Raw genomic sequence first — 13,125 nt, forward strand, 5'->3', positions numbered from 1 at the left:
TTTATAACACATAGTTGTGATCAAAATTAGGAGTGATGTAATGGATTATAAGTATATGAAAAAGGCTTTAAGTCTTGCTAAATTGGGAATAGGCTATACAAATCCAAATCCTTTAGTTGGTGCTGTTATAGTTAAAGATGGTCAAATAATAGGTCAAGGATATCATAAACACTATGGATATGATCATGCTGAAATTGATGCAATAAAAAATTCATATTCAGATCTAAAAGGATCTACTATGTATGTAAATTTAGAACCGTGCTCTCATTTTGGGAAAACTCCACCTTGTGTTTATGAAATTGTTAAAAAAGGAATATCAAAAGTTGTAATAGGTATGGTTGACCCAAACCCCTTAGTGTCTGGAAATGGAATAAAAATATTAAAAGAAAACAACATAGAAGTAGTAGTTGGAGTTTTAGAAGATGAAGCTAAAAAACTTAATGAAATTTTTATTAAATATATAACTACAAATATTCCTTTTTGTATATTAAAAACTGCTATGACTTTAGACGGAAAGATAGCTTCTAAAACAGGAGATTCTAAATGGATAAGTAATGATATCTCAAGAAAATATGTTCATCATTTAAGGCATAAAGTTTCTGCAATAATGGTTGGAGTTAATACTGTTATTTTAGACAATCCCTACCTTACAACAAGACTTAATAAAAGATCTAAAAATCCAATTAGAATAATAGTTGATACTTATTGCAAGACGCCTTTAGATTCTAATGTTTTATCTGATGAATCTAAAACCATAATAGCTACAACTAACCTTGCTTTAGATGAAAACATAGAAAAACTTAAACAAAAAGGAGCTGAAATTATAATAACTCCTGCTAAAGACGATAAGGTAGATCTTTCTTTTCTTATGAAAGAACTTGGTAAAAGAAAGATAGACAGTATTTTACTAGAAGGAGGATCTACTTTAAACTATACTGCTTTGAATGAAAACTTAGTAGATAAAGTAATTTCTTTTGTATCTGCCAAAATTATAGGAGGAACTCTTGCTAAAACACCTGTAGGTGGATTAGGAAAAGATTATATAAAAGATGCCATAGAGCTTGAAAATGTGACTGTATCGATGTTTGATAACGATATTATGATCCAGGCATACCCCAAAAAAGTTTAGCTATGCTTTGAGAAAGGATTGATATTAATGTTTACAGGATTAGTAGAAGAAATAGGTATAGTTGAATCTATTGAAAATTTCAGTAATTCTTCAAAGATTGTTATAAAATGCAATAAAGTCCTAGGTAATCTAAAATTAGGAGATAGCATAAGTACAAATGGAGTATGTCTTACTGTAACAAATTATGATAATAAAAGCTTCAGTGCTGATGTTATGGGAGAAACTATCCAAAAAACTAATTTAAAATACTTAAAAAAATTAGATAAAGTAAACCTTGAAAGAGCATTGAAATTAGGGGATAGATTTGGTGGACATATAGTAACTGGACATATAGATGGAATAGGTACTATATGTGATATAAAAAAAGATGATATAGCTACTTGGATATCTATAAATGCTAATGAAAATATAATGAAATATATAATTTATAAAGGATCTGTATGTATAGATGGAATAAGCCTAACTGTCGCATGTGTTGAGAAAAATATATTTAAAGTATCTATAATTCCTCATACTAAAACCTTAACTACTCTTTCTAACAAAAATGTAGGAGATTTTGTAAATATCGAATGCGATATAGTTGGAAAGTACATCGAAAAACTTTTAAATTTTTCTAATAAAAAGAGTGATATAAGTTTAGAATTTCTCAAAGAAAATGGATTTTTATAATGGGGGGATATTTATGTATAAGTTTAATACTATACAAGAAGCGATAGAAGATATAAAAAATGGAAAGATGGTTATAGTCGTAGATGATGAAGACCGAGAAAATGAAGGCGATCTTGTTATGGCAGCACAGAAAGTTACACCTGAGAGCATAAATTTTATGACAAAGTATGCAAGAGGTCTTATATGTATGCCTATTATAGAAGAAAGACTAAAAGAACTTGATTTACCTCAAATGGTAAGTAATAATACAGATCCTCATGAAACTGCATTTACAGTTTCTATAGATCATATAGATACAACTACTGGAATATCTGCTAGCGAAAGATGCTTAACTATACTTAAAGCTATAGATGAAAACTGTACTTTTAATGATTTTAAAAGACCTGGACATATATTCCCTCTTAGATATACTCCTGGAGGAGTTTTAAAAAGAGCAGGACATACAGAAGCTGCTGTTGATCTTTCAAAGCTTGCTAACCTTTATCCTGCTGGAGTTATCTGCGAAATAATGAATGACGATGGAACTATGGCTAGAGTTCCTGAACTTATTGAGTTTTCTAAAATTCACAACTTAAAGATAATTACAATTGCAGACCTTATAAAATATAGAAGAAAAAATGAGTGCTTAGTCCAAAGGGTAGCTTGTGCTAATATGCCTACTAGATATGGTAACTTTAAAGCATTTGGATATATAAATAAGTTGAACAATGAGCATCATATAGCTCTTGTTAAAGGTGATATTTCTACTGATGAGCCTGTTTTAGTTAGAGTTCATTCTGAATGTTTAACAGGTGATGCTTTTGGGTCTTTAAGGTGCGACTGTGGAGATCAGTTTGCTTATGCCATGAAAAAAATAGAAAATGAAGGTAGAGGTATTCTTCTTTACATGAGACAAGAAGGTAGAGGTATAGGCCTTATAAATAAATTAAAAGCGTACTCTCTTCAAGATAAAGGGTTGGATACAGTTGATGCTAATTTGGCCCTAGGATTTCCTGATGATATGCGTGATTATGGTATAGGAGCTCAAATTCTTTTAGACCTTGGAGTTAAAAAAATAAAGCTTATGACTAACAATCCAAAAAAATTATCAGGTCTTTCTGGCTATGGATTAGAAGTTGTAGATAGAGTTGCTATACAGATAAATAATAGTAAGGAAAGTATAGATTATCTTAAAACTAAAAAACAAAAATTAGGACATATGCTTGAATTTAAGGAGGAATAAAAATGAAAATTTATGAAGGAAATTTAGTTTGTAATGGTTTAAAATTTGGAATAGTTGTTGGAAGATTTAATGAATTTATAACATCAAAGCTTTTGTCTGGTGCTTTAGATTCACTAAAGCGACATGGGGCTAATGAAAATGATATTGAAATTGCTTGGGCTCCAGGAGCATTTGAAATCCCTTTAATAGCTAAGAAAATGGCAAGCTCTAAAAAATACGATGCTATAATTTGTCTTGGAGCTGTTATAAGAGGAGCTACTCCTCATTTTGATTATGTATCTAACGAGGTTTCTAAGGGAGTTGCTTGTGTATCTTTAGAAACAGATATACCTGTTATATTTGGAGTTTTAACTACAGATACAATAGAACAAGCTATAGAAAGAGCTGGAACTAAAGCAGGAAACAAAGGATATGAAGCTGCTACTGTAGCAATAGAAATGGCAAATTTAATAAATATATTATAGCATCAAAAGCCTTAATCATGTGATTAAGGCTTCATTTATTGGGTATATTATACCTGTGAGATAATATATTTATTATAAGGAGGAATTTTATGGCAACTGAGAAAATGATCAAAGCTTTGAATAATCAACTATTTAGAGAATTTCAATCTGAATACATCTATATATCTATGGAAGCATATTTTGCATCACAAAATCTAGATGGATTTGCTAACTTTTTCAACGTTCAGGCTCAAGAAGAAAGAGCTCATGCATACAAAATATTCAACTATATACACAGAATAGGCGGAAAAGTAGAGCTTCAGTCTATACCTCAACCTAAAATTGATTTTGAAAGTCCTAAAGAAGTTATACAGCTTGCACTAGAGCATGAAAAGTTTATAACAAAATCTATTCACGATATACTTGCACTTGCTATTGAAGAAAAAGATTATACAACTAGTGCTTTCCTTCAGTGGTATATAAATGAACAAGCTGAAGAAGAAGAAAGTATGGAAAAAATATTAAATAAAATAAAACTTTTAAAAGAAGATCCTGCTGGAATTTTAATGCTAGATTCTGAACTTGCAAAAAGGGTATTCGTTCCAATTCCAACAGAATAATTTTTCAAAAAAGCTATGGTACCATAGCTTTTTTTATTTTGTTTATAATCACCAATTATATAAGGGGTGTATAAGATATATTGAGGAATAAATAAAGGAGGTACAGTGATGAACTATAAATCTATGAATATGAATACTCAAAAAAAACTAGCTAGAGCATATGTTCATGCTCAACCTTATATAGGAATGATTTCTCTTGATGAAGCTCTAAAAAGAGGAAGTGTTTTTCCAAACTTATATCAACCTTATAAAAAGAAAAAACTCAAAAAATAATAGGAGGATTAAGATATGAAAAAAGAAGATTTATTAAGAAAAATTCAAGAAGTCGAATTTGCAGCAGTAGATCTTAACTTATATTTAGATATGTATCCAGATAATCAAATGGCTCTTAGAGATTACAATTGTCTTGTACAAGAACTTATGAATCTTAAAAGATTATATGAGATGAACTATGGACCTTTTAGTAATTTCGGAACTTCTTTTAATCAATATCCTTTCTCTTGGGTAAATGAACCTTGGCCATGGGAAACTGAATAAGGAGGTAAATTTATGTGGATTTACGAAAAGAAACTTCAATATCCTGTTAAAATAAAAAATAAGGATTTAAAAATGGCAAAATATATAATCACACAATTTGGAGGACCAGACGGAGAACTAGGAGCTGCTATAAGATACTTAAGCCAAAGATATACAATGCCTACAAGAAAATCAGCTGCCCTTCTTACTGATATAGGTACTGAAGAACTTGCTCATCTTGAGATGATAAATGTAATGTTTTACCAACTAATAAAAGATGCAACTCCTCAAGAACTTGAAAAAGCTGGTCTTGGAGGTCAATATGTTCAACACGGATATGCAGTCTATCCTCAAGATGCTAATGGAATTCCTTGGACAGCAGCTTACCTTCAATCAACTTCTGACCCTATAACTGACCTACACGAAGATATGGCTGCTGAACAAAAAGCTAGAGCAACTTATGAAAACCTAATTAATCTAACTGACGATGTAGACTTAATAGATGCTCTTAGGTTCTTAAGACAAAGAGAAGTTATCCATTATCAAAGATTCGGAGAAGCTTTAAGAGATGCATATGAATATTTAGATAGCAAAAAAATTTATTAACACAAAGCATAGGGTTTCCTATGCTTTTGTTTTGCTTTTTATAGACACAAAACTTTTATATGTGTTATGATAACATAAACAAATATTTTGAAAAGGAGATTTTATCTATGGAAAACATTGTTTTAGCTAAAGTTGGAAACAAGCAAATCACAAAAGATGACTTTGAATTTTTTAAAAAAGGTCTTAATCCTCAAGTTTTAATGCAATTTAACTCTGAAGAAGGACAAAAAAGACTACTTCAAGAGCTAGTTAATCAGGAGCTTTTCTATTTAGATGCTATCGATAACAAATTAAATGAAGATCCTGAATACATAAAAGAAATAGAAAGAATAAAAGCAGGCTTTTTAAAACAATATGCTATAAACAAAGTAGTTATGAATGTAACTGTAACTAATGAAGAATTAAAAACATATTATGAGGAAAATAAAGACTTATTTAAATCTGAAGAAATGGCTAAAGCAAGTCATATACTTGTAGATACTCAAGAAAAAGCTAATGAAATAATAGATGAAATAAATAGCGGGCTTTCTTTTGAAGAAGCTGCAACAAAATATTCTAATTGTCCTTCAAGTGCTCAAGGAGGAGATCTTGGTATATTCCCAAGAGGAAGAATGGTTCCTGAGTTTGAAGAAGCTGTATTTAGCATGAATATAGGTCAAATAAGCCATCCTGTAAAAACTCAATTTGGATATCACATAATAAAGCTTTCTGATAAAAAAGAAGCTGGTTATAAAACATTTGATGAAGTTAAAAATCAAATATCTCAACAATTAATAGCTCAAAAGCAAGAAAAAGCATATTTAGATAAAATAAATGAATTAAAAGGAAAATATGAAATAGTTGTAAACGAATAAAAGATGTGCATTTTGCACATCTTTTTTAATATATCTTTCTTACATTAGCTGCTTGAGGACCTTTAACTCCATTTACTACATCAAAGAAAACATTTTGACCCTCTTCTAAATCTTTCTTCTCTCCTTTTTCTTTTATAGCAGATACATGAACAAATATGTCTTCCCCTTCATCTGATGTTATAAATCCAAAACCTTTTTCTGGGTTAAACCATTTAACTACTCCTGTTCTCATACATAACCTCCAAAATAACTATTTTACTTTTATTATTTGCTTTATTTTATCTTTTATATATTCCACATATTTCATATTTCACTTTTTTGAGTTTTCTTGTTTTTTATCATAGATATTATTAATAATATTATTGGTATTATTATCTGAAATGGCATCGCATAATAAGGATGTAGTTTTGCTGCTGTAGCTACAAGCTGTGGATAACTATCATAAAGCCATGCAGATAAAGATATTACAAATAAAGATATAGGCAAAACTAAAACTTTATATTCTTTTAAATTAAAAATTTGTGCAATACCTGTTATTGCTGCATACATACAAAGTATAGTAGCTCCTCCTCCACCAAACAGCAAGTTCACAGATACTATAGGATCAAGTACTACAGAAGGGATTAAACTAGCACTTGTATGTGGTGGAAACACATGTATATTAAGTATATCTGAACCTAAAGCAAAAATATCTCTAAGTATTATAGCTAGTAAAACTAAGCTTACTAGAAAAATTCCTGAATATGTAGCCTTAAATACTTCTTTGTCTTTATTAATACTTGGAAATATCATGAGAAATACAACTGCTTCTCCAAATGGAAATGTTACAGTTGAAAAAGATGCTTTTAAAACAGGCATTATTCCTCCTTCTAAAAAAGGTAGGACATTTTTTACATTATATTCTGATATCAAAAGAAACATAGTTAATACAACTAATGATATAAGTATAGGAACAAATATACCTGCTGCCCTTGCTATAACTTCTATTCCTTTTCTAATCCCATAAGCTAATACAAGAACATATAATATACTTATAAATGTAGCTGGAGTTTCTGGATAATTTGTTACGACCATATATTCAGAAGATGTTCTAGTTATTAGTGCAGCTAAATGAAGAAAGTACCATACATAAAATAATCCTATTATACTTCCTATTATGCTTCCGAAATGCTCTTTTAATATTTGTATAAGATTTTTAGAAGGATTTAATTTATAAATATATAAGTATATAGTTATTAAAATTGTTCCTATAACTGCTGCAATAATAAATGCTAACCACATATCTTGCTTTACATTTCTTGATGGCATTACAATAGAGTAATCAGAAAATAAAAATGCTATAACTAAAAACATAAGCTGTGAAGCTGATATTTTATTATCTTTTATCACTTTATCCCTCCTACTATACTTTCGACTATCTTTGTTATAAATACAGCGGGGCTAGGAGGTGCTTTATCTATTATTTGTAATAAACTTGTTGTAAATGCTATTATTATTAAAAGTGAATATATAATTATAATTTTAGGCTTATCATCTGATCTTAATAATTCTAATAAATCTATAAAAATAGCTATAATAAAGCCTGCTATCAAACCTAATACCATATTCCCCTCCTACATAGATCTTATAGTCTGCCCTATAAGTCCTGTTCTTCTTACATTAACCTTTACATTTATATCTGTTTCAACATGCGAAAACTCCTCTTCCCAATAATCTATATATTCTTTTGCAATATCAGGATATTTTCTTCTAAGCGTCTTATAAAAACCTACTACATCACTTTGATACTCTTTTTGAATTTTACTTAACATCTCCCTTATTTGATCTTTTATAACTCTTTGAGCTTCTATTTCTAACATCTTTATAGCTTGTTCACTTGTTAAGTCTCCTCTTCCGTGTTGCTCTGCTAAATTCACATCCATTTTTATATCTATTATAAATTTGTAGCTATCTCCTTTTAATTCTACATCTTTATTAGTCTTTGCTCTTATAATTTCAAGTGCTACTTTATGTCTTTCTTGAAGAGGATTTTTCATTTGTATTATACCGCTTCCTATATCGTCTTTTACAAATAAAAGAGATCTTGTTTCTATTTCATTTAAATATCCATATAACTTATCTTCCTTAAATACTGCTGCACCCCCTATTTTCATATGTTCTATAAATTTAGCTTCTTCAACTTGAGGCTGTATAACACCTATTGAAGGACTGTTTTCAGGATAATTTAATTCTTTTATAATCTCACCTAAATTCATAGCTTTTATTTTTCCAACGTATTTATAGTTTTCTATTATATCTTTTATATATAATGCTGGGATGCTTTCAAACATACTCTTTGCGTGAAGAACATCCTTTGCAGAAATTCCCTTACTTATAAGAACATAACTTTTCAGTCCTGGCTCGTGATCTCTTGCAAAAAAGTCTAAATATTGTTGTATACCGTCTTTAGCTATCTTTTCGCTTATAATTATTATTTGATTGTGCCCATAGTATGGTTTTTCATTTATACTTAAAAGTGCATTTCTTACAGCTTCAAATATAGTTTCACCTTTTGAAGAAACTACTTTAACTGCATTTTGAACAGTAGGCTGATCTGGCTGAAGTAAATTAGGTCTAGCTAATTGAATAGTAGCTTCTATTAATTCATCTTCTGCCTTATCTAGTCCTACTGCTACAACTATTGCTTTTTCCTTTAGAGGATGGTTATTCCAACAACCTGTCAAGCCTATTGACATAGATATAATTGTTATTACAGTTAATATTTTTTTTATCATATCAATCCTCTTTCTTTCTTATATTTGTATTCATTCTAAACTTATTTTTCTTACTAAATATATTTGGTCTTGTTAGCATCATCCAAATAGGCACCCTTATAAGTCCATCTTTCATATCTATAATATTTAAAGGAGAGTACGGATATAAATATGGAACTCCAAATGATCTTAAAGAACACAAATGCAAAATAACTAACATAAATGTTAAAAATATACCTAAAAGACCTAATATATTTGCAGATACTAAAAATACTAACCTAAGAATTGCTACAACATCATTCATAGAAGGAACTATAAAACTTGATATAGCAGTTAGTGAAACTATAATTACCATAGAACTACTAACAAATCCTGCATTAACTGCAGACTCACCTATAACTAAAGCCCCTACAATGCTAACAGCTTGTCCTACAGGTCTTGGCATTCTTATTCCTGCTTCTCTTAATATTTCAAACACTATCATCATAATAAAAGATTCAACAAATGGAGAAAAAGGTATACCTTCTGCAGAAGATGCCATTGAAATAATTAGCTCAATAGGTACTATGTTAATATGAAAAGAAGTTACTGCCACATAAACTGCTGGAAGCAAAATAGTTATAACTAGTGCTAAAGCCCTTATAAATCTTATATAAGATGAAAAAAAAGGTTTTGAATAATAATCTTCACTTGAATGTATACTTTCTATAAATAAATAAGGAACTGTTAAAACAAAAGGACTTCCATCACATATTATAGCAACTCGTCCTTCTAGTAGCTTTGATACAACTTTATCTGGTCTTTCACTATTTCCAACTGTAGGAAATAATGAACTTGGACCATCTTCTATATACTGTTCTATATATCCTGAATCTAAAATTGCATCTGTATCTATTTTGCTAAGCCTTCTTTTTAAAGTGCTTAAAATATCATTATCTACTATCTTGTCTATATAGACTATACATACATCTGTTTTGCTTTCTCTTCCTATTTTCATAACTTCAAATTTTAGATTAGTACTTTTTATTCTTCTTCTTATGAGTGATATATTTGTTGATAATGTTTCTGTAAATGAGTCTCTAGGACCTCTTACAGATGATTCTGTATCTGGCTGTTCTACAGCTCTTGCTTCCCATGTTTTTGTATCATACAAAATTGCAACTTTATATCCATCTATATATAAAACTGTATCTCCTGAAAGAATTGCATTTATGGTTTCTTGAAAAGACTCAGTTTTTTTGAATTGACTTATATTTACTATACTTTCATTTATATTATCTATACAAAATCTCTCAGTTTCTATACACATTAGCCTTTTTAATATGTTCTCATTTATAATTTGTTTATTTGAAATTCCATCCATAAATGCTATTATAGCTTTTATATTATTAGCTAGTGTTACTTGTCTTAAAACAAAATCAGCACAATTTTCAAATAAGTCATTTAATATTTCCTGTATCTTTTCTATATCGTTAGGTATATATTCTATAATTTGTTTATCTTTATTAGGACTTTCGTTGATTTTGTTTAACATTTCTCTTATTTTTCTAATCAACTTATCACCTCTTTTCGAAATAATCTAAACTTTATTGTTGACAACTTTAAAAAAAGATAAACAAAAAAGCCTTGGGAAAATCCCAAAGCTTTATGCAAATGCCTTTTCTTGTAGCCAAATATCCATTTCTTCTTCTGGTATAGGTTTGCTAAAATAATATCCTTGAGCAAAGTCTGCTCTCATTTTATGTATATTTTCTAGTAATTCTTCGTTTTCTACTCCTTCAACAACTACTCTCATATCAAGGTCATGCGAGAGTGTTATTATGTGTTCTATTATTTTTTTCTTTTTACTGTTTTTCAATGATTCTTTAGTAAACTTATGATCTATCTTTATATAATCAACAGGCAGTAAGTTTAGATAATTTAATGATGAATATCCAGTACCAAAATCATCTATAGAAACCTTTATTCCTTTATTTCTTACATTTTCAAGAAATGCTAAAGCTGTGTTAAAATCATTTATTATTGTATTTTCTGTTATTTCTATATGAAAATTATCTAAATTTATATCATACTTATTTAACAAACTTTCTATATGTAAAAGTATTGAGTCGTCCTCTATATTATTAGATGAAAGGTTTACAGCTATGCTTTTATTTATTCCTGACTTTTTCCATTGTGCTAGTTTTTTGAATACTTCTTCTATAACAAACTTTGTAAGATCTTGTATTAAAGTTGTATTTTCTATCAATGGAATAAACACCATAGGAGAAATAAATCCTTTCTTTGGGTGCTCCCATCTTATGAGGGCTTCAAATCCTTCACATTTTAATGTTTTAAGGTTTATTTTAGGCTGATAATATACCTTTAGCTCTTTTCTTTCTAATGCTCTTTGGAAATCCCAAAGCAACTGAAAATTCTCTTTATGGAAAGTATCCTGAGTATTGTTATATATAACATAGTTTTTTCCTTTTTCTATCGCTTTTTCTGATGCTATTGTAGCTTTTCTAGATATATCTAGTGCATCTTCTTTTGTTAAACTGTAAGCTATTCCTATATGTGGATGAAACGATATTGGTATATCATCTATAAGAACTGGTTGTTGTAAATTAGATGTTATAGTGTTAACTATAAATTCTGTAAAGCTTTTGCTTGTATTTTCAGATAGTATATAAAATCTATTTGTATAAAACCTATATATATCTAAATTTTCAGGTAAATTCTTTTTTATTATATTAAAAGCTCTAGTTATAAATTCATCGCTTTTTTCTATTCCAAATGTAAGAGCAACGCTGTTGTGATTATGTAGTGCAACTGAAAATAAAGTAAATTTTTTATTTTCACTGCTTAGCTGTTTTATTCTATAAGACATAAGATTAAAATTTCTTAAACCAACTTCATTTTCTTTTTCAAAACCTTTTTTAGAACTATCTATATGATTTGAAAATGTTGAAGATGCTAGTCCAAATAAAGCAAAAGATATATTTACTAAAGGATCTTGAGTATTAATCAATACAAGAACTATCCCTAATATAGCTCCTAAATACCCATATTTTAAACTTAATACCATAATAGGAATATAAATAAAATGAATATAATCTTTAGATTTTTCTTTAGAAAAATGTATAATTACAAGTTGAACAACTAACAATAGCCCTATAAATAAGGCTGTCTTTAAAATATTTTTTGAATCTTTTTTCTTAATATTAGACATAAATCCATTAATGTCTTTCACCCTTTACGCCTCCCTAGGTTGTGTCATCGTCTTTAAGTATATTTTACCATTGATCAAGACATATATAAATTACTAAAATACATATAGTAAATTATTCATACTTAATCCTTTATAGACCTTAGGTATAAAGTTTCATGAATAGTTTTAAAAGACAAAATGATTAAAAGGTGTTATAATATTTTCTGATAAGTGAGGTGATATTTATGAGTAATATTGCTGGAAGTGGTTGTGATATATTAGTTCCTTTTAATGAAAGAAAGCCACTTAAAGAAATAGAAAAAAGTATTATAAAACGCTATAGAAAAGAATTATGGTCAAGATTTATTAAGGCTATAAAAGATTTTGAGCTTGTTAAAGACGGAGATAAAATAGCTCTTGGTATATCTGGTGGAAAAGATAGTATCCTTATGGCAAAGCTATTTCAAGAGTTAAAACGTCATGGTCAAATAAAGTTTGAGCTTGAATTTATAGCTATGGATCCTGGGTATCATCCAAATATAAAAGAGTTACTAATAGATAACTGTAATTACTTAAATATACCTATTCATTTGTTTGAATCTGATATATTCAAAATTATAGATAATATAGCTAGTGATTATCCTTGTTATATGTGTGCAAAAATGCGTAGAGGTGCTCTTTATTCAAAAGCTCAGGAACTTGGATGTAACAAGTTGGCATTAGGCCATCACTTTAACGATGTTATAGAAACTACTATGTTAAATATCTTATATGCAGGAAGTTTTAAAACTATGCTTCCTAAACTAAAATCTTCAAATTTTGAAGGCCTTGAGCTTATACGTCCTCTTTATTATGTACGCGAAAAAGATATTGAACGTTTCACGCAAAACAGTGGTATCTGGCCACTTAACTGTGCTTGTATGGTTGCAGCTAAAAAGACAGGTAGCAAACGTAATGAAATAAAGCAAATGATAAAGCAACTTAAAGATAATTTTAGTGAAGTTGATAAGTCTATATTTAAAGCAGCTCAAAATGTAAATATGAACGCTATCTTGGGATGGGAAAAAGATGGACAAAAATATTCGTATTTAGATTTTTATGATGAAACTTAAAAAGGATTAAG

The 13,125-nt window shown here is 29.1% G+C and carries 16 protein-coding genes; 10 read left to right on the top strand and 6 right to left on the bottom strand.

Annotated features, from left to right (window positions below):
• The first annotated feature begins 40 nt into the window (after nt 1–40).
• The 9 genes from ribD to JWYL7_RS08775 all read left to right on the top strand — a co-directional run bounded on the left by ribD (nt 41) and on the right by JWYL7_RS08775 (nt 6,059).
• The gene (gene ribD / locus JWYL7_RS08740) at nt 41–1,129 is read left to right on the top strand and encodes a bifunctional diaminohydroxyphosphoribosylaminopyrimidine deaminase/5-amino-6-(5-phosphoribosylamino)uracil reductase RibD (protein WP_066071887.1); all 1,089 of its coding nucleotides are present in this window, start codon (nt 41–43) and stop codon (nt 1,127–1,129) included.
• A 27-nt stretch (nt 1,130–1,156) separates the two neighbouring features.
• Complete coding sequence (locus tag JWYL7_RS08745; RefSeq protein ID WP_066071890.1) at nt 1,157–1,798, top strand: riboflavin synthase; 642 nt, start codon at nt 1,157–1,159, stop codon at nt 1,796–1,798.
• Nucleotides 1,799–1,811: 13 nt separating this feature from the next.
• Nucleotides 1,812–3,020, top strand: coding sequence for a bifunctional 3,4-dihydroxy-2-butanone-4-phosphate synthase/GTP cyclohydrolase II (locus tag JWYL7_RS08750; protein WP_066071892.1), 1,209 nt, complete (start codon nt 1,812–1,814; stop codon nt 3,018–3,020).
• A gap of 2 nt (nt 3,021–3,022) precedes the next feature.
• On the top strand, nt 3,023–3,484 hold the full coding sequence (gene ribH, locus JWYL7_RS08755; RefSeq protein WP_066071895.1) for a 6,7-dimethyl-8-ribityllumazine synthase: 462 nt from the start codon (nt 3,023–3,025) through the stop codon (nt 3,482–3,484).
• Between the two features lie 89 nt (nt 3,485–3,573).
• Nucleotides 3,574–4,083: a ferritin gene (locus JWYL7_RS08760; RefSeq protein WP_066071898.1), complete on the top strand. Its 510-nt coding sequence runs from the start codon at nt 3,574–3,576 to the stop codon at nt 4,081–4,083.
• Nucleotides 4,084–4,191: 108 nt separating this feature from the next.
• Nucleotides 4,192–4,356 (top strand): spore coat associated protein CotJA, encoded by a 165-nt coding sequence (locus JWYL7_RS10215; protein WP_072280218.1) that lies wholly within the window; start codon nt 4,192–4,194, stop codon nt 4,354–4,356.
• Nucleotides 4,357–4,371: 15 nt separating this feature from the next.
• The gene (locus tag JWYL7_RS08765) at nt 4,372–4,620 is read left to right on the top strand and encodes a spore coat protein CotJB (RefSeq protein ID WP_066071902.1); all 249 of its coding nucleotides are present in this window, start codon (nt 4,372–4,374) and stop codon (nt 4,618–4,620) included.
• Between the two features lie 12 nt (nt 4,621–4,632).
• Nucleotides 4,633–5,205, top strand: coding sequence for a manganese catalase family protein (locus tag JWYL7_RS08770; protein ID WP_066071905.1), 573 nt, complete (start codon nt 4,633–4,635; stop codon nt 5,203–5,205).
• A 107-nt stretch (nt 5,206–5,312) separates the two neighbouring features.
• Nucleotides 5,313–6,059 (top strand): peptidylprolyl isomerase, encoded by a 747-nt coding sequence (locus JWYL7_RS08775; protein ID WP_066071907.1) that lies wholly within the window; start codon nt 5,313–5,315, stop codon nt 6,057–6,059.
• Nucleotides 6,060–6,084: 25 nt separating this feature from the next.
• Here the strand turns inward: JWYL7_RS08775 and JWYL7_RS08780 are convergent, their stop codons facing one another.
• The 6 genes from JWYL7_RS08780 to JWYL7_RS08805 form a co-directional block, all read right to left on the bottom strand.
• Nucleotides 6,085–6,291, bottom strand: a complete 207-nt coding sequence (locus JWYL7_RS08780; protein WP_066071910.1) for a cold-shock protein — start codon at nt 6,289–6,291, stop codon at nt 6,085–6,087.
• Nucleotides 6,292–6,362: 71 nt separating this feature from the next.
• Nucleotides 6,363–7,448 (bottom strand): GerAB/ArcD/ProY family transporter, encoded by a 1,086-nt coding sequence (locus tag JWYL7_RS08785; protein WP_066071912.1) that lies wholly within the window; start codon nt 7,446–7,448, stop codon nt 6,363–6,365.
• Entirely contained in the window at nt 7,445–7,663 is a 219-nt protein-coding gene (locus JWYL7_RS08790; protein ID WP_066071915.1) for a hypothetical protein, read from the bottom strand. The genes JWYL7_RS08785 and JWYL7_RS08790 overlap by 4 nt, the downstream gene beginning before the upstream one ends.
• A gap of 9 nt (nt 7,664–7,672) precedes the next feature.
• Nucleotides 7,673–8,833, bottom strand: coding sequence for a Ger(x)C family spore germination protein (locus tag JWYL7_RS08795; protein ID WP_066071917.1), 1,161 nt, complete (start codon nt 8,831–8,833; stop codon nt 7,673–7,675).
• Nucleotide 8,834: 1 nt separating this feature from the next.
• A complete protein-coding gene (locus JWYL7_RS08800) occupies nt 8,835–10,367 on the bottom strand; it encodes a spore germination protein (protein ID WP_066071920.1) in 1,533 nt (510 codons plus the stop codon).
• Between the two features lie 90 nt (nt 10,368–10,457).
• On the bottom strand, nt 10,458–12,044 hold the full coding sequence (locus tag JWYL7_RS08805) for a GGDEF domain-containing phosphodiesterase (RefSeq protein ID WP_066071923.1): 1,587 nt from the start codon (nt 12,042–12,044) through the stop codon (nt 10,458–10,460).
• A 203-nt stretch (nt 12,045–12,247) separates the two neighbouring features.
• On the opposite strand from JWYL7_RS08805, the gene JWYL7_RS08810 reads away from it, so the two are divergent.
• Entirely contained in the window at nt 12,248–13,114 is an 867-nt protein-coding gene (locus JWYL7_RS08810; RefSeq protein WP_066071926.1) for a tRNA 2-thiocytidine biosynthesis TtcA family protein, read from the top strand.
• Nucleotides 13,115–13,125: the final 11 nt, after the last annotated feature.

The organism is Alkalithermobacter thermoalcaliphilus JW-YL-7 = DSM 7308 (genome assembly GCA_001584565.1).
GTDB classification, from domain to species: Bacteria; Bacillota; Clostridia; order Peptostreptococcales; family Peptostreptococcaceae; genus Alkalithermobacter; species Alkalithermobacter thermoalcaliphilus.

Coding starts and splice junctions, on each gene's coding strand:
- ribD (WP_066071887.1), top strand. CDS start 41: ATGGATTATAAGTATATGAAAAAGGCTTTAAGTCTTGCTAAATTGGGA.
- JWYL7_RS08745 (WP_066071890.1), top strand. CDS start 1,157: ATGTTTACAGGATTAGTAGAAGAAATAGGTATAGTTGAATCTATTGAA.
- JWYL7_RS08750 (WP_066071892.1), top strand. CDS start 1,812: ATGTATAAGTTTAATACTATACAAGAAGCGATAGAAGATATAAAAAAT.
- ribH (WP_066071895.1), top strand. CDS start 3,023: ATGAAAATTTATGAAGGAAATTTAGTTTGTAATGGTTTAAAATTTGGA.
- JWYL7_RS08760 (WP_066071898.1), top strand. CDS start 3,574: ATGGCAACTGAGAAAATGATCAAAGCTTTGAATAATCAACTATTTAGA.
- JWYL7_RS10215 (WP_072280218.1), top strand. CDS start 4,192: ATGAACTATAAATCTATGAATATGAATACTCAAAAAAAACTAGCTAGA.
- JWYL7_RS08765 (WP_066071902.1), top strand. CDS start 4,372: ATGAAAAAAGAAGATTTATTAAGAAAAATTCAAGAAGTCGAATTTGCA.
- JWYL7_RS08770 (WP_066071905.1), top strand. CDS start 4,633: ATGTGGATTTACGAAAAGAAACTTCAATATCCTGTTAAAATAAAAAAT.
- JWYL7_RS08775 (WP_066071907.1), top strand. CDS start 5,313: ATGGAAAACATTGTTTTAGCTAAAGTTGGAAACAAGCAAATCACAAAA.
- JWYL7_RS08780 (WP_066071910.1), bottom strand. CDS start 6,291: ATGAGAACAGGAGTAGTTAAATGGTTTAACCCAGAAAAAGGTTTTGGA.
- JWYL7_RS08790 (WP_066071915.1), bottom strand. CDS start 7,663: ATGGTATTAGGTTTGATAGCAGGCTTTATTATAGCTATTTTTATAGAT.
- JWYL7_RS08795 (WP_066071917.1), bottom strand. CDS start 8,833: ATGATAAAAAAAATATTAACTGTAATAACAATTATATCTATGTCAATA.
- JWYL7_RS08810 (WP_066071926.1), top strand. CDS start 12,248: ATGAGTAATATTGCTGGAAGTGGTTGTGATATATTAGTTCCTTTTAAT.